At 71.6% G+C, this 24,075-nt stretch carries 24 protein-coding genes, 1 pseudogene and 2 riboswitches; of the genes and pseudogenes, 11 read left to right on the top strand and 14 right to left on the bottom strand.

Annotated elements, in window-relative coordinates; translation table 11 throughout:
• Positions 1-109: 109 nt before the first annotated feature.
• From ACZ7L0_RS04895 to ACZ7L0_RS04885, 3 genes are read right to left on the bottom strand one after another with little or no spacing between them, the layout of a single operon-like run.
• Complete coding sequence (locus ACZ7L0_RS04895) at positions 110-424, bottom strand: hypothetical protein (RefSeq protein ID WP_471241002.1); 315 nt, start codon at positions 422-424, stop codon at positions 110-112.
• A 10-nt stretch (positions 425-434) separates the two neighbouring features.
• Positions 435-1,088, bottom strand: a complete 654-nt coding sequence (locus ACZ7L0_RS04890) for a TetR/AcrR family transcriptional regulator (protein ID WP_471241001.1) — start codon at positions 1,086-1,088, stop codon at positions 435-437.
• Between the two features lie 25 nt (positions 1,089-1,113).
• Positions 1,114-2,052: an AurF N-oxygenase family protein gene (locus tag ACZ7L0_RS04885; protein ID WP_471241000.1), complete on the bottom strand. Its 939-nt coding sequence runs from the start codon at positions 2,050-2,052 to the stop codon at positions 1,114-1,116.
• Between the two features lie 125 nt (positions 2,053-2,177).
• Between ACZ7L0_RS04885 and ACZ7L0_RS04880 the strand changes: the two genes are divergently transcribed.
• Both ACZ7L0_RS04880 and ACZ7L0_RS04875 read left to right on the top strand, forming a co-directional pair.
• A complete protein-coding gene (locus ACZ7L0_RS04880; protein WP_471240999.1) occupies positions 2,178-3,296 on the top strand; it encodes a ferritin-like domain-containing protein in 1,119 nt (372 codons plus the stop codon).
• A 36-nt stretch (positions 3,297-3,332) separates the two neighbouring features.
• Positions 3,333-4,163, top strand: coding sequence for a hypothetical protein (locus ACZ7L0_RS04875; protein WP_471241585.1), 831 nt, complete (start codon positions 3,333-3,335; stop codon positions 4,161-4,163).
• On the opposite strand, the gene ACZ7L0_RS04870 is transcribed toward ACZ7L0_RS04875, so the two are convergent.
• From ACZ7L0_RS04870 to ACZ7L0_RS04845, 6 genes are all read right to left on the bottom strand, one after another.
• On the bottom strand, positions 4,147-4,647 hold the full coding sequence (locus tag ACZ7L0_RS04870; protein ID WP_471240998.1) for a DUF3291 domain-containing protein: 501 nt from the start codon (positions 4,645-4,647) through the stop codon (positions 4,147-4,149). The genes ACZ7L0_RS04875 and ACZ7L0_RS04870 overlap by 17 nt on opposite strands.
• 44 nt (positions 4,648-4,691) lie before the next feature.
• Positions 4,692-6,149, bottom strand: coding sequence for a penicillin-binding transpeptidase domain-containing protein (locus ACZ7L0_RS04865; protein ID WP_471240997.1), 1,458 nt, complete (start codon positions 6,147-6,149; stop codon positions 4,692-4,694).
• Entirely contained in the window at positions 6,146-7,507 is a 1,362-nt protein-coding gene (locus tag ACZ7L0_RS04860) for an FtsW/RodA/SpoVE family cell cycle protein (protein ID WP_471240996.1), read from the bottom strand. Before ACZ7L0_RS04860 ends, ACZ7L0_RS04865 begins: the two co-directional genes overlap by 4 nt.
• Positions 7,508-7,560: 53 nt before the next feature.
• A complete protein-coding gene (locus ACZ7L0_RS04855; protein WP_471241584.1) occupies positions 7,561-8,766 on the bottom strand; it encodes an ATP-binding protein in 1,206 nt (401 codons plus the stop codon).
• Between the two features lie 56 nt (positions 8,767-8,822).
• Entirely contained in the window at positions 8,823-9,557 is a 735-nt protein-coding gene (locus ACZ7L0_RS04850) for a hypothetical protein (RefSeq protein ID WP_471240995.1), read from the bottom strand.
• A 128-nt stretch (positions 9,558-9,685) separates the two neighbouring features.
• Positions 9,686-10,192, bottom strand: a complete 507-nt coding sequence (locus ACZ7L0_RS04845) for a protein-tyrosine phosphatase family protein (protein WP_471240994.1) — start codon at positions 10,190-10,192, stop codon at positions 9,686-9,688.
• Positions 10,193-10,290: 98 nt separating this feature from the next.
• Here ACZ7L0_RS04845 and ACZ7L0_RS04840 point away from each other — a divergent pair, with 98 nt between their 5' ends.
• A complete protein-coding gene (locus ACZ7L0_RS04840) occupies positions 10,291-11,094 on the top strand; it encodes a nuclease-related domain-containing protein (protein ID WP_471240993.1) in 804 nt (267 codons plus the stop codon).
• 33 nt (positions 11,095-11,127) lie between these two features.
• Here ACZ7L0_RS04840 and ligD read toward each other — a convergent pair whose 3' ends face one another.
• Positions 11,128-12,009, bottom strand: a complete 882-nt coding sequence (gene ligD / locus ACZ7L0_RS04835; RefSeq protein WP_471240992.1) for a non-homologous end-joining DNA ligase — start codon at positions 12,007-12,009, stop codon at positions 11,128-11,130.
• A gap of 61 nt (positions 12,010-12,070) precedes the next feature.
• Here ligD and ku point away from each other — a divergent pair, with 61 nt between their 5' ends.
• The 5 genes from ku to ACZ7L0_RS04810 all read left to right on the top strand — a co-directional run bounded on the left by ku (position 12,071) and on the right by ACZ7L0_RS04810 (position 15,613).
• Positions 12,071-13,090 carry a non-homologous end joining protein Ku gene (gene ku, locus ACZ7L0_RS04830; RefSeq protein WP_471240991.1) on the top strand — a complete coding sequence of 340 codons (1,020 nt, stop codon included), beginning with the start codon at positions 12,071-12,073 and terminating at the stop codon, positions 13,088-13,090.
• 81 nt (positions 13,091-13,171) lie between these two features.
• The gene (locus tag ACZ7L0_RS04825) at positions 13,172-13,813 is read left to right on the top strand and encodes a superoxide dismutase (RefSeq protein WP_471240990.1); all 642 of its coding nucleotides are present in this window, start codon (positions 13,172-13,174) and stop codon (positions 13,811-13,813) included.
• A 329-nt stretch (positions 13,814-14,142) separates the two neighbouring features.
• Positions 14,143-14,364 (top strand): CbtB domain-containing protein, encoded by a 222-nt coding sequence (locus tag ACZ7L0_RS04820; RefSeq protein WP_471240989.1) that lies wholly within the window; start codon positions 14,143-14,145, stop codon positions 14,362-14,364.
• Positions 14,365-14,383: 19 nt separating this feature from the next.
• Positions 14,384-15,139 carry a CbtA family protein gene (locus ACZ7L0_RS04815; RefSeq protein ID WP_471240988.1) on the top strand — a complete coding sequence of 252 codons (756 nt, stop codon included), beginning with the start codon at positions 14,384-14,386 and terminating at the stop codon, positions 15,137-15,139.
• Between the two features lie 111 nt (positions 15,140-15,250).
• Positions 15,251-15,613 carry a hypothetical protein gene (locus ACZ7L0_RS04810; RefSeq protein WP_471240987.1) on the top strand — a complete coding sequence of 121 codons (363 nt, stop codon included), beginning with the start codon at positions 15,251-15,253 and terminating at the stop codon, positions 15,611-15,613.
• A gap of 31 nt (positions 15,614-15,644) precedes the next feature.
• Here ACZ7L0_RS04810 and ACZ7L0_RS04805 read toward each other — a convergent pair whose 3' ends face one another.
• Positions 15,645-16,235, bottom strand: a complete 591-nt coding sequence (locus ACZ7L0_RS04805) for a histidine phosphatase family protein (RefSeq protein ID WP_471240986.1) — start codon at positions 16,233-16,235, stop codon at positions 15,645-15,647.
• A 105-nt stretch (positions 16,236-16,340) separates the two neighbouring features.
• Complete coding sequence (metE, locus tag ACZ7L0_RS04800) at positions 16,341-18,659, bottom strand: 5-methyltetrahydropteroyltriglutamate--homocysteine S-methyltransferase (RefSeq protein WP_471240985.1); 2,319 nt, start codon at positions 18,657-18,659, stop codon at positions 16,341-16,343.
• A 121-nt stretch (positions 18,660-18,780) separates the two neighbouring features.
• A riboswitch (cobalamin riboswitch) is annotated at positions 18,781-19,036 on the bottom strand.
• A 144-nt stretch (positions 19,037-19,180) separates the two neighbouring features.
• On the opposite strand from metE, the pseudogene ACZ7L0_RS04795 reads away from it, so the two are divergent.
• Positions 19,181-19,357 (top strand): annotated as a pseudogene (locus ACZ7L0_RS04795) (FAD-binding protein); the annotation flags it as partial.
• 28 nt (positions 19,358-19,385) lie between these two features.
• A riboswitch (cobalamin riboswitch) is annotated at positions 19,386-19,575 on the top strand.
• Positions 19,576-19,616: 41 nt separating this feature from the next.
• The gene (locus ACZ7L0_RS04790) at positions 19,617-20,024 is read left to right on the top strand and encodes a (2Fe-2S) ferredoxin domain-containing protein (RefSeq protein WP_471240984.1); all 408 of its coding nucleotides are present in this window, start codon (positions 19,617-19,619) and stop codon (positions 20,022-20,024) included.
• Positions 20,025-20,050: 26 nt separating this feature from the next.
• Here ACZ7L0_RS04790 and ACZ7L0_RS04785 read toward each other — a convergent pair whose 3' ends face one another.
• Complete coding sequence (locus ACZ7L0_RS04785) at positions 20,051-21,037, bottom strand: helix-turn-helix domain-containing protein (RefSeq protein ID WP_471240983.1); 987 nt, start codon at positions 21,035-21,037, stop codon at positions 20,051-20,053.
• Between the two features lie 109 nt (positions 21,038-21,146).
• Between ACZ7L0_RS04785 and ACZ7L0_RS04780 the strand changes: the two genes are divergently transcribed.
• Positions 21,147-22,175, top strand: a complete 1,029-nt coding sequence (locus ACZ7L0_RS04780; RefSeq protein ID WP_471240982.1) for a saccharopine dehydrogenase family protein — start codon at positions 21,147-21,149, stop codon at positions 22,173-22,175.
• 70 nt (positions 22,176-22,245) lie between these two features.
• Here the strand turns inward: ACZ7L0_RS04780 and ACZ7L0_RS04775 are convergent, their stop codons facing one another.
• Positions 22,246-22,629 (bottom strand): hypothetical protein, encoded by a 384-nt coding sequence (locus tag ACZ7L0_RS04775; RefSeq protein WP_471240981.1) that lies wholly within the window; start codon positions 22,627-22,629, stop codon positions 22,246-22,248.
• Positions 22,630-24,075: the final 1,446 nt, after the last annotated feature.

The raw sequence follows: 24,075 nt of genomic DNA, 5'->3' as shown, positions 1-24,075 counted from the left end.
ACCTCCGGTGCGGTAGGCGGATCATCCGCCTTTCTTCTTATCCGCACCGTGAGCATGGGACGGGTGGGCCCGGGCGGGCGCCGGATGTACGCCGTTCGGGGCAACCGATTCACCCGGCGGTGTCGTCCGGCTTGCCGTTCGGCGTGGTGTCCGGCCCGTTTCGCGGTTTCGACCAGGGCCAGGTGACCTGGCCGCCCTGTTTCCCCTCGGGGTCGTACACGTACTTCCAGCCCTGCACCAGCCCCAGCCGCCTGCTCTGGCCCCGGGGAACGCGGCGGTAGACGAGGACCGTGGGCGGGCCGCCGTGGGCGTCCGGGACCGGGATGCGGTACGTCTTCGGGGGCTGGCCGGTCATGCCCAGCAGTACCGGGAGCACGCGCCCGTCCATGGGGCCGCCCTCGAAGGGGGTGTCCTGACTCTTCACGGGACCAGTCTCAGCCATCTTCGGACAGGCCGGCGACGAGTGCCGCCGTCTGGGGGTCGCGGCCCGCGGTCACCGTCAGCACGGCCACGAACTGCTCCACCAGCCAGTCGCGCAGTTCGTCCCCGGGCGGCTGTTTCTGCTCGTCCAGCCAGATGAGGGAGGCCGCCTCGACGGCCGTGATCCACATCCGGACGGTCATCCGCAGGCGCGGGCCCGGCCGGGTGACGCCGAGGTGGCTGAGGATGTGCTCGGCGGCGGCCCGTCGCACGCCGTCCACGATGGCGGTGGTCCGGGAGGTCTCCACGACGCTGCCGCCCTGGAGGAGGGCGGTGAAGCCGGCGTCGTGCTCGTCGACGAAGGTGAGATAGCGGTCGAGGGCGCGGTGCAGCCGGGGGAGGGGCGGGCCCTCGCGGGGCTCGTCGAAGCACTGCTCCAGCTCCTCGGCGGCGGAGCGCAGCGCGGCCTCGTACAGCTGCTGCTTGCCGCCGGGGAAGTACCGGTACACCAGCGGCCGCGAGACTCCCGCCGCCTCCGCCACGTCGTCCAGCGACACGTCCTCGGGGGCGCGGTGCGCGAAGAGGGACAGCGCGGCGTCGAGCAACTGACTACGGCGTTCCTCGACGCTCAGCCGACGGTAGGCGGGGGTGGGCGCGGCGGGGGTCATGAACCGCAGCGTAACCCTCCGGACGTCAGGCGAGCAGGCCCGATGACCTCCACAACCGTCGGCCGACGCCCCGTAGGACGCCGATGTCGTCCAAGAAGTCCGTCAGGCGCTTGGCGCCGGTCTGCATGACCTCTCGGCGATGGGCGCTGGCCTTCACCTGGGCCATGGCCTCTCGTTTGTCGAGGCCGACGTTGGTGTACACGTCGGGGTTGACGAAGGCGACCGAGAAGATGCGGGCGAACTCGCCGGAGGAGACCCGGGTGAACTCCTGGGACCAGCGGGGCGCGGTCACCATCTGGCGGCGCAGTTCCTCGCGGGCGTAGCGGACGTGGCGGGCCTCCTCGACCACGTGGATGCGGGTGACGCCCCGGATCAGGGGCTGCACCCGCTCGTCCGGGAAGGTCAGCCGCTGCATCCAGTCCAGGACCTCCTCGCCGAGGAGGGTCGCCGTGAAGGAGCCGGGGGTGGTGGTGACCGTCTTGAACAGCCGCCCCATGTTCTGGTGGGCCCGGCTCACCGGGTACCAGGGCGCGTCGCCCCGCGAGATCAGCCGGGCGAACATCTTCGAGTGCCGGCACTCGTCCTCGATCTCCGTCAGCGCGTACCGGACGTGCGCGCTCGTCGCCGCCTTGTCGTAGATGTGCCGGACCAGGAGCTGCATGAGGATGATCTCGAACCAGATGCCGAGGGAGGCGAGCGCGGCGGCCTCGTGCTGGGAGAGCAGGATGCGCTGCTCCTCGCTCATCCGCCGCCACAGCGGGGTGCCGTAGAGCGACACCAGCTCCGGCGGCCAGAACCACTTGCCCTCCTCGAAGGGCGCGTCCCAGTCCAGTTCCCGGTCCGGGTCGAAGGAATGCTTGGCGGAAGAGGCGAGCAGCCGCTCGGCCACCTGCTCCCGGTCCTTGAGCAGGCCCAGCGCGTCGCGCAGTCCCGCGAGCGCGTCGGCTTCCGTCACGGTCGTCATGGCTGTCCCACCTCGTTGCCCTGGTCCACATCTCCTGCGGCTCTTATGAGACTGCCTGTCAGCAAGGCCGTCAATCCCCTGCGCACCACTTGTTGACTCGCCGTCTACGTGTGAGCCTGCGAGGTATGCCGACCTACGACCTGTACGCCAAAGACCCCGGCGACCCGCACTGGCAGGTACCCGCGAGCGGCGCCGCACGGTTCAGCTGGGAGTACGACGACGGCCGCGACCGGCTGCTCGCCCTCTACCAGAAGGGCAAGGACAAGCAGTGGGACGGGCAGCGGCGCATCGACTGGGACCTGGAGGTCGATCCGTACGATCCGCTCGGCACCCCCGACGAGGCGATGAACCTGTACGGGACGCCGTACTGGGCGAAGATGACCGACCGGGACAAGGGCGAGCTGCGGCAGCACTTCGCCTCCTGGCAGTTCAGCCAGTTCCTGCACGGCGAGCAGGGCGCGATGATCTGCGCGGCGCGCATCGTGGAGTCCGTCCCCGACCTCGACGCCAAGTTCTACTCGGCGACCCAGACCATGGACGAGGCCCGGCACGCCGAGATCTACGGCCGCTTCCTGCACGAGAAGATCGGGCTGCTCTACCCGATCAACGACAACCTCCAGTCCCTGCTCGACGACACCCTGCGCGACGCCCGCTGGGACATGCCCTACCTCGGTATGCAGGTGCTGATCGAGGGGCTCGCCCTGGCCGCCTTCGGCATGATCCGGGACACCACCGACAAGCCGCTGCCCAAGCAGATCCTGGCCTATGTGATGCAGGACGAGGCCCGGCACGTCGCCTTCGGGCGGATGGCGCTGCGGGACTACTACAAGCAGCTCACCGACGCCGAACTGCGCGAGCGCGAGGAGTTCGTCATCGAGGGCTGCTATCTGATGCGCGACCGCCTGCGGGGCGTGGAGGTGCTGGAGAACTTCGGCATCCCGAAGGCGGAGGCCGAGGAGTTCAGCGAGCGCTCCGAGTTCCTCCAGCTCTTCCGCAAGCTGCTCTTCAGCCGCATCGTCCCCTGCGTCAAGGACATCGGCCTGTGGGGCAAACGCCTCCAGCAGGCCTACGTCGACCTGGGCGTGTTCGAGATGGGCGACTCCAACCTCGACCTCCTCATGACCCAGGACGAGGAGATCGCGGAGCGGTTGGACGCCGAGCGGTTCGCGGCGGAGGAGCGGGAACGGGTGGCGGAGGTGGGGCAGGCCATCGAGGCGGGCGCCTCGGGCACGGCCGAATTCTGACCGCTCACCCGGGTGCAGTAGCGTGCTGGCGTGTCCATGCCTCCGCCGCCCCAGCAGCCGCAGCAGCCCTACGGCCCCCCGTACCCGCAGCAGCCGCAACCCCCGTACCCGCAGCAGCCGTACCCGCAGCCCGCGTACGGCCAGCAGCCGCCCCCCGGCCCGTACGGAACCCCGTACCCCCAGCAGCAGCCGTACCCCGGCTGGGGCGGCGCGCCCGTGATGGTGCCGCCGCCCCCGAAGCGGCGGGTCGGCCTGGTGCTCGGGATCGTGGGCGGCGGCGTCGGCGTGCTCGTGGCGATCGTGGTGGCGCTCGCGCTGATCGGGGCCCAGGCCGACAGCGGCTTCCCCGAGGCGAAGATGAGGCTGACCCTGCCCAAGGTGCTGCTCGACGAGAAGTACCAACTCGTCGAGGACCTCTCCGACTCCGAGGGCCAGAAGATCGAGGACGAGGCGGACGGCGCCTGGGACGCCAAGGTCACCAGGGCCGTGGTCGGCCGCTACAGCCCAGGCGGCGAAGAGACCAAGGGCACCCTCGTGATCTCGGGCATGTACGGCCGGTTCAAGAACACCGACGAAGCCCGGGACAACATGATGAAGGGCGCCGCCAAGGGCGACGGCGCCACTCTCGCCGTACCGGCGAAGGACTTCGACCTGGGCATCACCATCAGCTGCGAGGTGCTCACCCAGGAGCAGCTCGGCACGAAGATCACCGTGCCGGTGTGCGGCTGGGCCGACGACAACACGGGCGCCTCGGTCGCCGAGGTGACCACGGCGACCATGACTCAGGACCCGTCCGACGTCGACCTTCGGGCCGCCGCGAAGAAGACCCTCACGATCCGCTCCGAAATGATCAAACCGATCGGCTGACGGCCAGGGTCCCCTCCCCCTCGCCCTCCGCCGGCGGGAACGGCGTACGCAGCGTGAAGGCGTAGGGCGTCGGCCCCTGCGCCCGCAGCCGCACCAGCCGCTCCTCCGCCTCGGCGACCGTGGGGCGGTGACCGGCCGGAACCCACCACAGGGCCGTCACCGCCTCCTGGACCCGCTCGAACCACTCGCGGCGCCGGGCCAGCAACTCCCGGTGCTGTCCCTGGTACATGAACGCGGTGAGTGCGTTCGTGTCCCGCCACACCGACATGTTGACGATCAGCCACTCGTCGCCGAAGACGGGTACGTCGGTGGCGTTGCCGGACTCGCTCTGCAGCCGCCAGACGAAGCCGTCGGCGACGTCCGCCACGGCGTTCACCGGGTCGAGCGCGTCGACGAAGTCCTTCAACTGCGGTGAGTCCAGCGGGAACTTGAGGCGGGCGATGTTGACCTGGGCGAGTTCATGGGTGGCTGCGGGTGTGGTCATGACCGGACGGTAGGGCGGCTCGCCCGCCGCGCGGTACCCGCGTCTCACAGACCGAGAACCGCCCTCATCACCGCCTTGGCGATCGGCGCCGCGACGCCGCCGCCGCTGATGTCCCCCCGGTTGGCCGACGCGTCCTCCACCACCACCGCGACCGCCACCTTCGGCTCCACGTCGCCGTCGGCCTGCGCCCAGGACACGAACCAGGCGTACGGCACCCCGGAGTTGCCGATGCCGTGCTGGGCGGTGCCGGTCTTGCCGCCGACCGTGGCCCCGGGGATCGCCGCGTTGCCGCCGGTGCCCTCCTCCACCACGTCGGTCATCAGCTCCCGCATCCGGGCGGCCGTCGAGGGCCGCATCGCCTGGCGCGCCGGACGCTGCCCGGACGCCGCGAGGGTCTCACCGCCCCCGCGGACGGTCCGCTCCACCAGGTACGGCGGCCGCAGCTGCCCGCCGCCCGCCACCGCCGCCGCGACCATCGCCATCTGCAGCGGGGTGGCCCGGGTGTTGTACTGCCCGATCGAGGACAGCGCCAGCTGCGCCCGGTCCGCGCCGGCGTCGAAGGTGCTCGGCGCGACCGAGAAGGGGACCCTCAGGCCGCGGTCGTTGAAGCCGAAGGCCTCGGCCGTGGACCGCATGCGCTCGGCGCCCACGTCCACCCCCAGCTTGGCGAACACCGTGTTGCACGACCACGCGAAGGCGACCCGCACCGAGGCGTCCGCGCAGCCGTCGGCCTCGTTCGTCAGCCTGGTCCGGGTGCCGGGCAGGGTGTAGGGGTCGGGGGAGGTCGTCCGCTCGTCCAGGTCCGTGACCACGCCCGCGTCCAGGGCCGCCGCCGCGGTGACCACCTTGAAGGTGGAGCCCGGCGGATACGTCTGCCGCACCGCCCGGTTGAGCATCGGTTTCTCCGGGTCGTCGTTGAGCCGGGCCCAGGCCGACTCCACCGCCTCGCCGTTCCCGGACAGTTCGGCGGGGTCGTACGACGGGGTGGACACCAGCGCCAGGACGCGGCCGGTGGCCGGCTCGACCGCGGCCACCGCGCCCTTGCGGGCGCCCAGACCCGCGTACGCCGCCTCCTGGGCGTCGCGGTCGAGGGTCGTCTCGACGTCCCCGCCCGGGTTCCGCGCCCGTGTGACCTCGTTCCACAGCGGGAACGGCGACAGCATCGGGTCGGCGCCGGACAGCACCGCGTCCTCGGTGTGCTCCAGGAACGTCGTCCCGTACCGCTGCGAGGAGAAGCCGGTGACCGGGGCGTACAACGGGCCCTGCCCGTAGGTGCGTTCGTAGCGCAGCTGCTCCCCGGTGTCGACGGAGCCGGTGACCGGCTCGCCGTCGACCAGGATGTTCCCGCGCGGCTGCTGGTAACGGGCGATCGCGGCACGGCGGTTGGCCGGACTGTCGTCGTAGGAGCGGGCCTGGACGACCTGAACACGGGTGGCGTTGGCCAGCAGGGCCACCAGCAGCAGCGCGCAGAGCGCGGCGGCGTACCGGATGTGTTTCGTCACGGGGCCTCCTGCCCGTCGTACTGCCGCCGGGCCGAGTCGCTCACCCGGATCAGCAGGGCCACGATCGCCCAGTTGGTGACCACGGACGAGCCGCCCTGCGCCAGGAACGGCATCGCCATACCGGTCAGCGGGATCAGGCCGGTCACCCCGCCCGCGATCACGAACACCTGGAGCGCGACGATCGAGGCGAGGCCGACCGCGAGGAGACGGCCGAACGGGTCGCGCAGCGCGAGGCCCGCCCGGTAGCCGCGCTCCACCAGCAGGGCGTAGAGCAGGAAGACCGCCGCCAGGCCCGCCAGGCCCAGTTCCTCGCCCGCCGTCGCCAGGATGAAGTCCGACTTGGCCGCGAAGCCGATCAGGATGGAGTGGCCCAGGCCCAGGCCGGTGCCCTGGACGCCGCCGGCCGCGAACGCGAACAGCGACTGCGCGAGCTGGTTGGGGCCCTGGCCCGCGTCGATCGTGGCGAACGGGTGCAGCCAGTCCTGGATGCGGGCGTGCACATGCGGCTCCAGCCGGCCCACCGCGACCGCGCCGAGCACCGCGAGCAGCAGACCGACCGCGATCCAGCCGGTACGGCCGGTGGCGACGTACAGCAGGACCACGAACAGGCCGAAGAACAGCAGTGAGGTGCCCAGGTCGCGCTCCAGCACCAGGACGCCGACGCTCACCAGCCAGATGGCGGCGATCGGGCCGAGGACCCGGCCGGTGGGCAGCTGGATCCACCCGATCCGGCGGCCGGTGTGGGCGAGCGCGCCGCGGTTGGCCGCCAGGTACGCGGCGAAGAACACCGCGAGCAGCACCTTGGCGAACTCGCCCGGCTGGATGGAGAATCCGGCGATCCGGATCCAGATGCGGGCGCCGTTCACCGCCGGGAACAGGATCGGCAGCGTGAGCAGACCGAGGGCGGCGGCCACACAGAGGTAGGCGTAGCGCTGGAGCACCCGGTGGTCGCGCAGCAGCAGGACGACCGCGGTGAACAGCGCCACGCCCAGTGCGGACCACACGAGTTGGGCGGGCGCCGCCCGCTCGCCCGGCGTCTCCAGGTCGAGCCGGTAGATCAGGACCAGGCCGAGGCCGTTGAGCAGCACGCCGATCGGCAGCGGGAGGGGGTCGGCGCAGGGGGCGCGCAGCCGGACCGCGATGTGCGCGAGCAGGGCGAGCACACCGAGCCCGGCGCCGTAGCCGGCGGCTCCCGGCGGAAGGGTGCCGTGCCTGGCCAGGCCCACGGCGCAGTAGCCGGACACGGACAGCAGGACGGCCAGCAGGATCAGGGTGAGTTCGATGCCACGGCGCCGGGGGAGGCGTACGGCGGGTGCGGGGGACTGCGCCGCTGCCACGGTGGTTCCGGCCTTGGTCATGTCCGGAACTTACCCAAATGGTGCGTCTTATGTGTTGTGTTCGCCCGGGGGTGTCAGCAATCCGGCAGCGCGGGCCGCCGGGGCGGTGTCCGAGGCAGTGTCAGGGTCGCCACCGCCCCGCCGTCCAGGGCGTTGGCGAAGGTCAGCGCGGCACCCAGCACCTCCGCCTGGCCCACCGCGATCGTCAGCCCCAGCCCGTGGCCCTTCGACCCGCCCTCGGTACGGAACCGCTGCGGGCCGTGCCGCACCAGGTACTCCGGATAGCCGTCCCCGTGGTCCCGCACGGTGACCCGCGGCCCGTCCACCGTCAGTACCACCGGCGTGCGCCCGTGCTTGTGCGCGTTGGCCACGAGATTGCCGAGCACCCGCTCCAGTCGCCGCCGGTCGGTCTCCACCCGCGCGTCCCGCTCGACGCGCACCTCGGTGTCCGTCCCCGACGCCCGCACCACCCGCCCGGCCAGTGTGCCCAGCTCCTCGCCGTCCGTCTCCAGCCGTTCCCGGCCGGCGTCCAGCCGGGAGATCTCCAGCAGGTCCTCGGTGAGCGTGCGCAGCGCGGCCACCCGGTCCCGCACCAGCTCCGTCGGACGTCCCGGCGGCAGCAGCTCGGCCGCCGCGTGCAGCCCGGTCAGCGGAGTGCGCAGCTCGTGCGCCACGTCCGCGGTGAACCGCTGCTCGCTCAGCAGCTTGCTCTGCAGCGACGAGGCCATCGTGTCCAGCGCCGCCGCGACCGCGGCCACCTCGTCCGGCGGCCGGGTCGGGTCCTTCGTACGGGGGTCGTGCACCCGGGCGTCCAGGTCGCCCGCGCTGATCCGCCGGGCCACCCGCGCCGTGCCGTGCAGCCGCCGGGTCACCCGGGTCACCGCCATCGCGCCGAACAGCAGCGTCGCCCCGATGGCCAGCACCGACGACCACAGGATCGCCCGGTCCAGACCGGCGATGGTGTTCGCCTGCTGCGAGTGGTCGACCTCCACCGCGAGCGCCCGCCCGCCCTCGGCCGGGCCCGCCGCCCACATCGTGGGCCGCCCCCGGTGCGTGGCGACCATGGTGCCGCGCTCCCCGGACAGCGCCAGCGCCCGCAGCGGCCCCGGCAGCCCCGCGGGGTCCACCCCGGCGCCGGGCGGCAGGGCGTCCCCGGCCCGGTAGGCCGCGGTCGCGTCGGTCAGCCGGTCCAGCGCCTGCTCGCGGGCTTGGCCCACCGTCTGGTCGGTCACCGAGACATGCACCAGCACGCCCAGCAGCGCGGCCAGCGCGCAGCACATCACCGTGATGAAGGCGGCGGTCTTGGCGGCCAGGGTCCCGGCCCACTGGGGAAGTCTCACCGCGGGCTCGCCGAGGGGGACAGGGTGGGGCGGGGGGAGTGCGTACGGGGGTGCTTGCGCTTGCCGGTGCGCAGGAACTCGTCGCGGGAGAAGACCATCGCGCGCTGGTCCGGGTCCCAGGTCCAGGTGGTGCGGTACTCGTACCCGGTGATCCCCGCCGGGGAGCGGACGATCACCGCCCGCCCGGCCAGCTCCACCCCGACGATCGCGTCGTTGTCGGCCAGCACCTGCACCAGCTTGTGGTGCTCGACGGTGTAGACGCGCACGGCCGTCTGGTTGGTCGGATACAGCCGGAAGCCGAGCGTCATGTCGTCGCGCCCGTCCCCGGTGAGGTCGCGGTAGTACGCCTTCAGGAGCGGACACCGGCGCGCCTCCCCGCCCGGGTCGCAGTCGTCCATCCGGGCCACCGTGGCGTGGTACGCCCCCTTGCTGCCGTAGTCGTCCGGGTGCGCCGCGATCTCCGCGCGGACGACCGCGCCCGGATCGGCCTCGTGGATGTCGTCGCCGGGCACGGTGACGCCCTTCACGGTCTCCGTGCTCGCCTCGTCGTAGGGCCAGGCCGGGCTGGACGCCGGGCGCAGGTCGGGCCAGAGCTTCGCCGGACTGATCGCGGTCGGGGTCGTCCCGGCGCCGCGCAGGCCGCCCGAGTCACCGCAGCCGGTCACGGACACCGCCACGAGGGCGACGGCACCGGCGGCGAGGGCGGTCCGGATCGGACGAGTGCGGGGCACGGTACTCCTGTGACGCGTACGGGGTGGCTCGAACTGTTCGGTGGCAGGGCGGTGCGAGGGCCCCGCACACCCTATTCGTCCGCAGAAACGATCACTCCGCTGCCCGGCTTCTCGCCCCCGGGGCCGCGCTATTCGGCCAGTTCCTCCAGGAGCCGGGCCGTCGCCAGGCCCGCGCGCAGGTACTCGACGAACAGCTCGTTGTGCAGCGCCCAGGGGGAACGGCGGGCGCGGACCAGCCGGATCGCCTCCTCGGCGGACCGGCCCCGGTGGATCAGGGCGTGCGCGACGACCAGACCCGAGCGGTTGTAGCCGTGGTAGCAGCGGACGAGGACCTTGCGGCCCGCGTCCAGCGCCTCGTTGGCCGCCCGGGCCAGCCGGATCACGCCCGCGAGCTGCGTGCCGTCCAGCGGACCGTCGGGAATCGGCCACACATGGTGCTCCACCTGCGCGTCGGGACCGTGCCCCGGAAGTCGCAGCAGCGTCTGTACGAGATCGAACTCGTCCCGTACGACGGCGAACTCCACCTGCCCCGAGGAGCTCCGGAACTCGTGCCCGCCCATCCACAGGCCCGGCACGATCTCGCTCCACGGGGTGTCCGGAGCCGGTACCTCGGATTGCCTCCCGCGGGTCCGCAACGGCGCCTCCCCACTCCGCTCGCCACCGCTGTCAAAGGTAGCCGGGTTCTTGCCCCTGGAGCACCCCGCCTGTTCCCATGGTCAAGGGGTGATGGCGCATGAGCGGACTGCGCGTCGTGCCGACCTGGCGGCACGGTCACGAACGGCTGTACGTCTGCCGCGCGGACGGCGGCAACATCGCCTGGTACGACCGTGAGGCGGGCCGGGTCAACCTGCTCAGCGAGGAGCGCAGGGAGGACGTACTGCGCGCCCTCGGTCCCTTCATCACCGGCCCCGTCACCGTGGGCCCGCCGCCGGTCCCGACCCCCGCCGAACTCGCCCGCCTCACTCTCCACCCCGACGACGACCTGGCCCCCAACCGCCCCGGCGAGGCCCTGCTCGTCTCCCTCGACCGGGACCCGGCCCCACCGCACCGCCTCCGCCCCGACCCGCGCCGCCGCGCCCTCGCGGCCGAGCAGACGGTCGGCGAGGCCCTCGACCGCCTCGACGGCGCGGGGTGGCACACCCTGCACTCCGTCCCCCTCCCCGGCGGCGACCGCATCCACCACCTGGTGATCGGCCCCGGCGGCCTCTTCGCCCTCCACGCCGTCTCCGCCCGCCGCCAACGCGTCCTGGTCACCGATCCCCTGGTCACCCTCGGCCGCCGCGACCCGCTGCCACTCCTGCGCCGCGTCCGCACCGCCGCCGACCGCGCCTCGTACGCCCTCACCGCCGAGGTCCGCCCCGTCCTCGCCCTGGTGGGCGCGACGGAGGTGTCGGTACCGGTACCCCTGCGCGAGATCCGCGTCCTGCGGGAGACCGAGATCGAGGGGCTGGCCCGGCTGGGGGGCGTGCTGAAGCCGGCGGACGTGGAGGCGCTGCACGGGATGGCGCGGGACCGGGGGACGTGGGAGAGGGTGTGACCTGGGCGGTGCCGCGGACCCGCTCAGCCGCGGTCACGGCAGCGGACGGGCACGTCGAACGTCCAGCAACGGGGCCAGCAGGTCCCCGAAGTCCTGCAACCGCGGGGCGATGTCCCCGGCCCCGAACACCAGCTGCCGGGCACTTCGGCACTGCGCCACCTCCTCCCACGTGACCGGTGCCGAAACACAGGGCTCGGCCCGCGCCCGCACGGTGTAGGGCGCCGCCGTCGTCTTCCGCCCGGCGTTCTGACTCCAGTCCACGAACACCTTCCCCGGCCGCAGACTCCGCGTCATCCGGTGCACCACCAGCCGCGGCATGGCCCGCTCCGCCTCCACGGCCAGCCCCTTCGCGTACTCCGACACCCGATCCGGAGACGCCCCCCGCACCGCCGCCAGCAGATGCAGCCCCTTCGACCCGGAGGTCTTCGCGTACGTCTCGATCCCGTCCGCCGCCAGCCGCTCCCGCAGCCACAACGCGACCTCGCAGCAGTGCACGACATGCGCCGGCGGCCCGGGATCGAGGTCGAAGACGAGCCGGTCGGCCTCACCGGGATCCCCGATCAGCCACTGATGGGTGTGGAACTCGGCGACGAGATTCGCCGCCCACATCAGCGAGGCCAGGTCCTGCACCAGCACCATCCGCGCCGGCCCCTCCGAGCGCGGCACCTCGGCGGTGGTGACCCACTCGGGCGTACCGGGCGGCACGTTCTTGGTGAAGAAGACCTGCCCGTCCGGCCCGTCCGGGTAGCGCAGAAAGGAAACCGGCCGGTCCCGCAGATGCGGCAGCAGCGCCTGTGCCGTCGTCGCGTAGTAGTGCAGCAACTCCCCCTTGGTGAAGCCGGTCGCCGGATACAGCACCTTCTCCAGGTTGCTGAGCGCGACCCTCCGCCCCTCCACCTCTGTGATCGGCGTCATATCATGAGAATCCCACGCGAATTATGACAAAGCTGGACGAAACGTCGGAAAGGTTCTGTACGTGCGATCCATATGGAACGGCGCCATCTCCTTCGGTCTCGTCAGCATTCCGATCAAGCTGGTGAACGCCACCGAGAGCCACTCGATCTCCTTCCGCCAGATCCACACCGAGGACGGCGGCCGCATCCGCTACCGCAAGGTGTGCGAACTGGAGGACCGCGAGGTCGGCCAGGGGGAGATCGGCAAGGGCTACGAGGACGCGGACGGCTCGATCATCCCGATCACGGACGAGGATCTGACCCGCCTGCCGATCCCGACCGCGAAGACGATCGAGATCGTCGCCTTCGTGCCGGCCGGGCGGATCGACCCGCTCCAGATGGACGCCGCGTACTACCTCGCGGCCAGCGGCGCCCCGGCGGCCAAGCCGTACACCCTGCTGCGGGAGGCGCTGAAGCGCAGCAACAAGGTCGCCATCGCCAAGTACGCCCTGCGCGGCCGGGAGCGGCTGGGCATGCTGCGGGTGGTGGAGGACGCCATCGCCATGCACGGTCTGCTCTGGCCGGACGAGGTCCGCGCCCCCGAGGGGGTCGCCCCGGACGTCGACGTCACGATCCGCGACAAGGAACTCGACCTGGCGGACGCGCTGATGGACACCCTCGGCGAGGTGGACCTGGAGGACCTCCACGACGAGTACCGCGAGGCCCTGGAGGAGGTCATCGCCGCCAAGGCGGCCGGCGAGACCCCACCGGAGGCCCCCGCCCCACCCTCCGGCGGCAAGGTGCTCGACCTGATGGCGGCCCTGGAGAACAGCGTCCGGGCGGCGAAGGAGTCCCGCGGCGAGGAGCCGGCCGACGTCAGATCCCTCACCCGCGCCGCCCCCAAGGAGACGGGCGGCAAGAAGTCGACGTCCACCGCGAAGAAGACCGCCGCGAAGAAGACGGCGACCCCCGCCCGCAAGTCGACGTCCAAGGCGGCGGCATCCAAGACGGCCGCGAAGTCCACCGCGAAGTCGACCACGAAGAAGACGGCCACCAAGAAGACCGCGGCCAAGAAGACGGCCTCCCGCAAGCGCTCCGCCTGAGCCGTCCGAGCACGGCACTCCGTTTCTTGCTGTTATTGTGCAACTGCATATTGCTCGCAATAACGCGGAGGGGCCTTGCACATGGCGGTTTACACGCTCCCGGAGCTCCCGTACGACTACGCGTCGCTCGCCCCCGTCATCAGCCCCGAGATCATCGAGCTGCATCACGACAAGCACCACGCGGCCTATGTGAAGGGTGCGAACGACACGCTGGAGCAGCTCGCGGAGGCGCGGGACAAGGAGTCGTGGGGCTCGATCAACGGCCTGGAGAAGAACCTGGCCTTCCATCTCTCCGGGCACATCCTGCACTCGATCTACTGGCACAACATGACGGGCGACGGCGGCGGCGAGCCGCTGGAGAAGGACGGCGTGGGCGAGCTCGCGGACGCGATCGCCGAGTCCTTCGGCTCGTTCGCGGGCTTCAAGACGCAGCTGTCCAAGGCGGCGGCCACGACGCAGGGCTCCGGCTGGGGCGTCCTCGCCTACGAGCCGCTCAGCGGCCGGCTGATCGTCGAGCAGGTCTACGACCACCAGGGCAACGTCGGCCAGGGCTCCACCCCCATCCTGGTCTTCGACGCCTGGGAGCACGCCTTCTACCTGCAGTACCGCAACCAGAAGGTCGACTTCATCGAGGCCATGTGGCAGGTGGTCGATTGGCAGGACGTGGCCATGCGCTACGTCGTCGCCAAGGAGCGCGGCGACAGCCTGCTGCTCGCGCCCTGACCTCGTCACCCGCACAGATGTCCTGCTCGTGATCGTCTTCTCAACCATCACCGGCAGGCGGCACAACGAAGGGCCCCCGCGAGCGACCTGCTCGCGGGGGCCTTCCGCTGCCGAAGCCGATGGCGCGGTCTTGGCCATGCTCCCGTCACGCGGTACGGTCTGTGCGATATCGACGACGGCATGGCGGAAGCCGGTGAGAGTCCGGCACGGTCGCGCCACTGTGAACGACACGGACCGCCCGAACGGGCGGCCCGCGCGTGAGTCAGACCCGCAGCTGTCGTCCTGTGCACCACCGAGATGGGACGCGAACTCCCAGAGGAGGGCCTGCCATGGCGCAGACCGTCGCCCAGCCGACAGCCACCAACCCCGTCGTTCCCGCCAAGCTGCCACTGAAGGCGATCGCTCCGTGGGCGGCGTTCTTCGGCATCCTGATGCTGGTCCTGCTGTACTTCGTCGGCGCCGAGCAGGGCGCCACCTCCGTCGTCTCCGGCGAGGACGTCCACGAGTGGGTGCACGACGCCCGCCACCTGCTCGGCTTCCCCTGCCACTGACGAGGGGCGCCGCGCACCCATGAACTCCGCAACCGTACGGAACCTTCTCGTGCGGGGCATGCTCGCCGGCCTTGCCGCCGGCGTGCTCGCCCTCGCCGTCGCCTACTTCCTCGGTGAGTCGAACGTCGACAGCGCGATCAGCTTCGAGGAAGCCCACTCCCACGAGCACGAGATGGAGCTCGTCTCCCGTTCCCTGCAGTCCACCGCGGGTCTCGCCACCGGCGTCCTGATCTACGGGGTCGCGTTCGGCGGCATCGCCGCGCTCGCCTACTGCTTCGCCCTCGGCAGGGTCGGCCGTTTCAGCCCGCGGGCCACGGCGCTGCTGCTGTCCGGAGCGGCACTGCTCGCCGTGTACGTCGTACCGTTCCTGAAGTACCCGGCCAACCCGCCGTCGGTCGGCGACCCCGACACCATCGGCAAGCGCACCACCCTGTACTTCCTGATGATGCTGCTCAGCGTGCTGCTCGCCGTCGGGTCCGTGATCCTCGGCAAGCGCCTCGCACCCAGGTGGGGCAACTGGTACGCCACCGTGGCCGCCGTCGCCTCCTTCGTCCTCGTGATCGGAATCGCGTTCGCGTTCCTGCCGGTCGTCAACGAGGTGCCCAAGGAGTTCCCGGCCATGCTGCTGTGGCGGTTCCGGCTCTCCGCCCTCGCCATCCAGCTCACCCTGTGGACCGGCTTCGGGCTGGTCTTCGGTGAACTGGCACAGCGTCTGCTGGCTCCGCGTCCCGCAGCGGTCGCGGCGCCCGCGCAGGCGACTCCCGTACCGCACTGAGAAGAACCGCACCGCAGTTGCGCGTGAGCAGGCGCAGAGGGGCCGCCGGAACCATCCCGGGGGCCCTTTCGCGTCGACGGCGACAGTGAGGGACCTGGGCGGAGGACCCGAGTGGCCAGACGACCACAACCGCGGCACATCACGCTCGGCGGCCGGGAGGCGGTGGCGCTGACCGTGGCGGAGTACGAGCGACTGATCGCCAGCAGACGGCAGATCGGCGGCCAGAGCGCCCGCGTACGAGTGCTGGCGCAGCGGGTGCGGCGGGGTGAGGAACTGCTGTGCGAGCTGGAGAAGTTGGTGGGCGGTCCGGCGGAGGGCTGTCCCGGCCCGCACCCGACGGCGTCGGAGGGCACGCACCCGGACACGGAATGCCTGCGCTGCGCGGTGGCGGCGCTCCTCGTCCGCCACCGCGGTGGAGCCGCCGGACGGGATCCGGGACAGGAACGTTCCTCCACCTCACCGCGCCGGCCGTGACCGACCTGCCGGTGACCGGATGATCGCCCCGTCAGTCCCCGGCGTCCGCCTGCCCCTCGCCGAGCGCCCGCCCCAGCCGCAGGTTCCAGCGCCCGGCTCGCCCGCTGAGCTCGGTCGCCGTCAACGGCGGGACGTCGAGCCGCCAGAAGGTCGCCTCGGGCGCGTCGAGGACCTTGATCACCACGGCCCGTACGATCTCCGGCTCCACGACGGCGACGGTTCTGCCGTGCGTCTCCTGCGACGCGTCCAGCCAGCGGGCGACGCGTGCGCACAGGGCACGTACCGACTCGCCGCCGTGGGGTGCGGCGTCCGGCCGCGCCAGCCAGCGGGCGAGAGCGTCCGGTTCGGCCGCGCCGACCTCGCCGAGCGTCCGGCCCCGCCAGCGGCCGACGTCCAGGCCGGCCAACTCCGGAGCCCGTGCGGCGTCGAGACCGAGGGCCTCGGCGGTCTGCAGGCAGCGCGGGCTGGGGGAGACCAGCACCTGATCTGCGGCGCGCAGCGCGGAGGCGGCGGACCGGGCACGGGCCGCGCCCCTCGCGTCGAGCGGACTGCCGTCGTCGAACCGCGCCTCCCGCAGGGACCGGTTCGCCGCCGGTGAGATCAAGGTGACACGGCTGGTCATGCCTTCGCTCCTGTCCTTCGCGCACGGCCCGTACGGACGTGTCTGGGTACGGCATCACGGCCGAGAGGGCCGGGCGTGCGGCCCTCTCGGCCGGGCAAGGGGCTTCTAGGAGCCGGAGAGCTCCGCACGGACCGTTCGGGCCGCGGCGACGAGATTCTCCAGGGACGCGCGGGTCTCGGGCCAGCCGCGGGTCTTCAGCCCGCAGTCGGGGTTGACCCACAGCCGTTCGGCGGGGACGGCCTCCAGCCCCGTGCGCAGCAGGGCCGCTGCCTCCTGCGGGCTCGGCACGCGCGGGGAGTGGATGTCGTACACACCCGGTCCCGCCTCGCGCGGGTAGCGGTGGGCGGCGAGCTCGCGGGCGACCTGCATATGGGAGCGGGCGGCCTCCAGGCTGATGACGTCGGCGTCGAGCTCGTCGATGGCCTGGACGATGTCGCCGAACTCGGCGTAGCACATGTGGGTGTGGATCTGGGTGTCCGGCCGTACGCCGCCGGTGGTGAGCCGGAACGCCTCGGTGGCCCACGCCAGGTACACCGCGCGGTCGGCGGCGCGCAGCGGCAGCGTCTCGCGCAGCGCGGGCTCGTCCACCTGGATCACCGAGGTCCCGGCCGCCTCCAGGTCGTCGACCTCTTCGCGCAGAGCGAGGGCGACCTGCCGGGCGGTGGCGCCGAGGGGCTGGTCGTCGCGGACGAAGGACCAGGCGAGCATGGTGACCGGGCCGGTGAGCATGCCCTTGACCGGGCGGGAGGTGAGGGACTGGGCGTACGTCGTCCAGCGCACGGTCATCGGCGCGGGACGGGAGATGTCCCCGGCCAGGATCGGCGGGCGGACGTAGCGGGTGCCGTAGGACTGCACCCAGCCGTGCCGTGTGGCGAGGTAGCCCGTCAGCTGTTCGGCGAAGTACTGGACCATGTCGTTGCGTTCGGCCTCACCGTGCACGAGGACGTCCAGGCCGGTCTTCTCCTGGAAGGAGATCACCTCCTGGATCTCGGCCCTGACGCGGTCCTCGTAGCCGGCCGTGTCGGTCCGGCCCGCGCGGAGATCGGCGCGGGCGGTGCGCAGCTCGCCGGTCTGGGGGAAGGAGCCGATGGTGGTGGTCGGCAGCAGCGGCAGCCCGAGGTGGGCCCGCTGAGCCGCGGCCCGTGCGGAGTACGGCTGGGAGCGGCGGGCGTCGGCCTCCGTGACGGCGGCGGCGCGGGCCCGTACAGCGGGATCACGAGTGACCGACGAACTCGCCCGGGAGGCCAGGTCGGCGCGGTTGGCGGCGAGTTCGGCGCTGATCGTGTCGGTGCCCTGGGCGAGCCCCTTGGCGAGGGTGACGATCTCGGCCGTCTTCTGGCGGGCGAAGGCGAGCCAGCGCAGGATCTGCGGGTCGATGTCCCGCTCCGGGGCGGAGTCGAGCGGCACGTGGAGCAGGGAGCAGGAGGCCGACACGTCGACCCGGCCGGCCAGCCCGAGCAGGGTGCCGAGGGTGCTCAGGGACTTCTCCAGGTCGTTCACCCAGATGTTGCGGCCGTTGACCACACCCGCGATCAGGCGCTTGCCGGGCAGACCGCCGACCGCGGCGAGATCGTCGAGGTTGGCGGCGGCGGCCTCGGTGAAGTCCAGGGCGAGACCGTCGACCGGCGCCTTGGCCAGCACCGGCAGGGCCTCGCCGAGCCGGTCGAAGTACGAGGCGACCAGCAGCTTCGGCCGGTCGGTGAGGGCGCCGAGGCCGCGGAGGGCGCGTGCGACGGCGTTCAGCTCGGCCGGCGTACGGTCCAGGACCAGGGCGGGCTCGTCCAGCTGAACCCACTCGGCGCCCGCCGCGTGCAGGTCGGCGAGGACCTCGGCGTACACCGGCAGCAGCCGGTCGAGAAGGGTGAGCGGGACGAAGTCCGCGGGCACGCCCGGGGCGGGCTTGGCGAGCAGCAGGTAGGTGACCGGCCCGACCAGTACCGGTCGGGCGGTCAGGCCCAGGGCGAGCGCCTCCCTCAGCTCCGCGACCTGCTTGGTGGAGTCGGCCGTGAAGACGGTGTCCGGGCCCAGCTCGGGCACCAGGTAGTGGTAGTTGGTGTCGAACCACTTGGTCATCTCCAGCGGCGCCACGTCCTGGGTGCCGCGCGCCATGGCGAAGTATCCGTCCAGGGCGTCCGCGTCGACGGCGGCTCGATGGCGTGCGGGCACGGCTCCGACCATGACGGTGGTGTCCAGGACATGGTCGTAGTACGAGAAGTCGCCGGTGGGCACCTCGTGGATGCCTGCCCCGGCCAGCTGCCGCCAGTTCGCGCGGCGCAGTCCGGCGGCCGTGGCCTGGAGGGCGTCGGCGGTGACACGCCCCTTCCAGTAGCCCTCGATCGCCTTCTTCAGCTCTCGGTTCTGTCCCTGGCGGGGGTAGCCGTACACGGTGGCCCGTGCTGCCGCGGCTGCGGTCCTGGTGGTCACGGAGATCTCCTTCGCGAGATGAATCCCTGAGATCCCGGGGACGGGACGAGAGCGCGAAGGGGCGACCTGGTGTGTACGCCGACCCGCCCTCGAGGTCACCGGGATGTCCGCGCACGAGTCGTTCGCACACGGGCAGTTGGCAGGTCTTCGGACTCGCGGGCACGTCTTTGCCGTACGAGGTCGTACAGCTTGTACGAGGTCGTTCGTACGAGACACCTACTGGCCGTCGCTTCCCAGGCCCCGTTCGTGGGGCCCAGTGCGTATGACGGCGGTCGTTCCCGCTCACCGCTGCGGGGCAGTCCCGGATTCCCACCGGGTTCCCTCTTGCGACGCATCCCGCCTGGCGGACGGGGCGAACCAGCTGCACCGGCCAGCCTACGGGGCGTACCGCGGTCAGCGTCAACTCCCTTTTGGCGGCGCGGAGTTCATGTAAGCAGCACTCTGGCCGCGGGAGGTCCCCTGGGCTATCGCCGGTAACACCCCTGCCGCCGCAGGGGCAACTCGCGTATCTCCCGCACCGCCGTGTCCTGAACGCCTCGGGCGACCCGGTCCCCGGCCTGTACGCGGCCGGCGAGGTCGCGGGCTTCGGCGGAGGCGGCGTCCACGGCTACCGCTCGCTGGAGGGCACCTTCCTCGGCGGCTGCCTCTTCTCCGGCCGCCGGGCGGGCCGGGCCTCGGCGACCGCGACCGCCACCTGACCCTGCGGACGCCGGTGGTGACGTGGTGTCGGTCCGGATGCGATGATGCCCGGCGACAAGGCGACGGCGGAACGAGGAAGCCGGTGTGAATCCGGCGCGGTCCCGCCACTGTGATCGGCGAGCGGATCCCGCACAGGTCACCGCCCGGACACGGGCGGGAAGACCGGGACGAGCGACGACCCGAGAGCCAGGAGACTCACGCGGTCGCCTCCTCGACGACCACCGGGGCGGATCTCCCCGGAGAGGAGGGCGGTTCGGCATGTCCGCGAGGCCGACTGACGAGACGACCGCGGCGGAGGCACCGGCCGACCCGGTGCCGTGCCGGGTCGTCGTGTGCCGGGACTGCTGCTGCGGCACCCCCAAAGTGCCCGGCGTCGATCACGCGGCGCAAACCGCACGTCTCGCCGAGGTGGTGCCCGTACGCGTCTCCACCTGCCTCGACGTATGCGACCAGGCCAACGTGATCGTCGTCCAGCCCTCCCCGGCCGCCCGCGCCGCCGGCGCCCGCCCCGTCTGGCTCGGCCTGGTCAACGACCCCGAGGCGACGGAGGACATCGCCACCTGGATACGAGCGGGCGGCCCCGGCATCGCTCCCCAGCCCGCGATCCTCGACCTGTACACCTTCACCCCACCCCGGCGTCGCGCGGCGCCCCGGCCGAAGCCATAACCCCGCGTGGGCCTGCCCCTCATGTCTCAGGGCGTCGGCGCTGTCGCCGCCATGGCTCGGGCCGGGCCGGGCCGGGGCCGCGAGCGGAAGGTACGGCGGTAGGTGTCCGGCGGCACACCCACCGTCCGATTGAAGTGCCGGCGCAGCGTCGTGGCGGTGCCCATGCCGGTCGCCGCCGCGATGGTGTCGACGGTGTCGTCGGTGGTCTCCAGCAACTCCTGTGCGTGACGGATCCGTTGGGTGAGCAGCCACTGCAGCGGGGTGGTACCTGTCACCGCCCTGAAATGACGGCCCAGGTGGCGCGAGCTCATCCCCGCCTGGCGGGCCAGGTCCTCCACGGTGAGCGGATGGTCCAGCCGTTGGATCACCCAGGGGAAGAGTCCGGCGAGCGGGTAGTTGTCCGGGGCGGGGACCGGGGTGTTCACGAACTGGGCCTGGCCGCCGTCCCGGTGCGGCGGCACGACCAGGCGGCGGGCCAGCGTGTTGGCGATCGACGAGCCGTGGTCGACGCGGACGAGGTGCAGGCACAGATCCATGGCGGCGGCCTTGCCTGCGGAGGTGAGCACGCTGTCGTTGTCCACGTAGAGGACGTCCGGATCCACCGTCACCCGGGGATGACGCTCGGCCAGCTCCCGGGTGTGCGCCCAGTGCGTGGTCGCCCGCTTGCCGTCCAGCAGCCCGGCGGCCGCCAGCACGAAGGCACCCGTGCAGAGGGAGGCCACGCGTGCGCCCGCCTCGTGGGCCGCGCGCACCGCGTCGATCAGCTCGGCCGGCGGGTCCTGGCCGACGTCGGCCCAGCCCGGGACGATCACGGTGTCGGCGTGCGGGAGGCGGTCGAGTCCGTGATCGGGCTCCAACCGGAAACGGCCGACCCGCACGGCCGCCGGTCCGCAGACCGAGAGGCGGTACCAGGGGTCCGCCACCCCGGTCATATCGGCTCCGAACACCTCGCACGCCAGGGCCAGCTCGAACTGCAGCATGCCGTCGGTGACGGCCAGCGCGACAGTGGTCATGTCCGGAATTGTATGAGCCATGGCGTTCCGGACACTCCTGGTCAGGTGCCGATCCTCGCCAGGATGTCCGTGACAGACCGCAGCGCATCATTCGAGTACGGGGAGAACCATGCAATCGGGCCAGACAGTGGCGGTGTTCGGCGCATACGGGCACACCGGGCGGTTCGTGGTGACGGAACTGAGGGAACGTGGGTTCCTCCCGGTACTCTCCGGCCGAGACGCCGACAAGCTGAAGGCGCTGGCGTACGAAACCGGCCTGCACGCCCGCCCGGCATCCGTCGACGACCCGGCCTCCCTCGACCGCGCTCTGGCCGGCACCGCGGCCGTCATCAACTGCGCCGGCCCCTTCGCCACGACGGCCGCCCCCGTGATCGAGGCGGCCCTGCGAGCCGGGATCCCCTATCTGGACGTGGCGGCCGAGATCGAGGCCAACGTCGACACCTTCGCGCACTTCGCCGACCGGGCACGGGACGCGCAAGCGGTGATCGTCCCGGCGATGGCCTTCTTCGGCGGCCTGGGCGACCTGCTGGCCACCGCGACGATGGGCGACTGGACAGCGGCCGACGAGGCCCACATCGCCTACGGACTGAGCAACTGGCACCCCACACCCGGGACCCGCACGGCGGGCGCGGTCTCCCGCCACCGCCGAGGCGGCCGACGCATCCGCTACACCAACGGCCGGCTGGAGCACCGCCACGACACCCCACCCACCCTGAACTGGCCCTTCCCCGCCCCGATGGGCCCCCGCCCCGTCATCGGTGAGTTCACCATGGCCGACGTCGTAACCATCCCCAGCCACCTCTCCATCCCCGAAGTGACCACCTACATGACGGTCGAGGCGGCCCGGGACATCGCGTCCCCCGACACACCGACACCGTCCCCGATCGACGACCGCGGCCGCTCCGCTCAAACCTTCCTCGTCGACGTCCTCATCCGCTCAGGCCACACCGAACGCCGCGCCACAGCCCGCGGCCAGGACATCTACGCCATCACCGCCCCCCTCGTAGTCGAAGCGACCAACCGCATCCTCACGGCCCGGCCCCACACCTCCGGCGTCCTGTCGGCAGGAGCACTCTTCGACGCCCCCGACTTCCTCCGCGCACTGTCCCCGCACATCACCGTGGAACTGCGTCGGTAGCGGCACGAGGAGTCGTTGTGCGAGTAGGAGTGAGGCCGGGCGGCGCGCTCCTGCGACTGCCCCTGGCCCCCTACCCAGCACTTGAGCGCGCTTTCCGGCCCTGACGGAAGTCGAGGTACGACAGCGCTATCACCAACAGCGGCACAATGATCCACAGCAGTGTGACGCGAAGTCGGCCACCTGTCAGGGCGGCAACCACGACTACGGCGACGGCGCTGACGACGAAGCCGAAGAACTGCCGATAGGAGCGGAACCCACCCGCCAGTGCCGCATTCACCGCACCAGGATCGTCCTCCTCGGCGAGCGCGGCGCGCACAGGATGGTTGTTACCCTCGCGTCGAGCCTGCCGCCAGGCGAAGAACCACCGGCCGAGTGCGTAGAGAACGAACGTACCGAGGTAGAACCACCACTCGGTGGCATCGTCGGGTAATGAGCGAGCCAGTGTCATGAGCACCACGTGCCCCCGGCCTGAGGGAGTAGACGGTTCCGCATTCACGCCGGGGCCGACACGGGGCCTTACTCTCGGGCAATCGGGGTGCTGAGTCCACGGACCCTGTCATACGGCTGCTTCGGGCGGCATATGGCTGCACATACCGCGAAGACCTCGGCTTCAGCGTCTCCACTGGTGACGGGGTCTTTGGGCACCTCATACAGGGTGTCCCCGGCAGGATTCGAAACCTCCGCACACGGCTCCGGAGTGATTGCGTCGATCACCCCCCGCCCGCACCACCGCCTCCGTCGCGGAGCGTGACGGAAATCGGAACGCAGGCTGACTGAGCCTCGCCGCTAGACCTAGCGGCACACCTCGCTAGGGCTAGCGGCACCGCTAGCACCCCATATCCCCCTGCTCAGGTCGCTAGTGCCTAGCGACATGCCGTGGTCGTCGGGGGGCTCCCGGAGAACCCGCTACAGCGCGTCCGCCGGAAGCACGGCGGCTCCAACGACGTGGTGGACCGGCGCGTCCTTGTGAACGCTGTACAGGCGGGGCAGCTGCTCGCCGCCGTCTCTTACGTCGGGTCCTGGGACCGCTGTCGCGGCCGTCGCCTGGTGGCTTTCTGTGCGGTCTTGTACTACGCGGGGCTCCGGCACGCTGAGGCAGGAGGCATCCGGTGGTCGGACTGCCACTTGCCGGCGGCGGGCTGGGGCACGCTGACGCTGCGGGAGAGTCGCCCCGTCTCCGGCAAGTGGACCGACTCCGGGGAGCGGCACGACCGCCGAGGCTTGAAGGCGCGGGAAGCGACCACCGACCGGCCGGTCCCGATCCCGTCCATCCTGGTCGCGATCCTTGAGACTCACCTGAAGGTGTTCGGGACGGCGAAGGAAGGGCGCGTCTTCGGGAACGAGCGCGGGGGAGTGATCGGCTCTTTCCACGTACTGGCGGGTGTGGGAGGAGGCGCGGGGATATGCGCTCCCGCCGGAGCGAGTTGCCTCGCCGCTGGCAAGGCGCCCCTACGACCTGCGGCACGTGTGCATCACACGATGGTTGAACGCGGGGGTGCCGATCGCTGAGGGTGGCCCGGCGGGTCGGCAACTCACCGGAGGTGATCCACCGCCGATATCACGGCTGCATCGACGGTCATGAGGAAGCCGCGAACTGCCAAATCACTAGAGGAAGACGGCGACGCAACATAGGTACGGGCCCCGCATCGGGGCGGCCTCCGAGATCCGAGGCCGCCCTATGTCTGTGGGCCTCAAAGCATCGAGTCCGCCCACTCTTCGGGCAGGAACAGCTCCCACACCACAGCTGGCGCAGCTACCTGACCGACAGATCCGCGCGTCAGAACCAGGCTGGCACCAGCGGCCACTGAGCCTTTTCCATCTCGATCAGGTGGCGAGTTCGAGTGCGACGACGGCACGGACGACGGCGGTGATCCGGGTGGTGCTGCAGCGGAGTTTCCTC

This window comes from Streptomyces sp. NPDC039424 (assembly GCF_055639495.1).
This window is presented reverse-complemented; position numbering and strand designations above follow the sequence as displayed.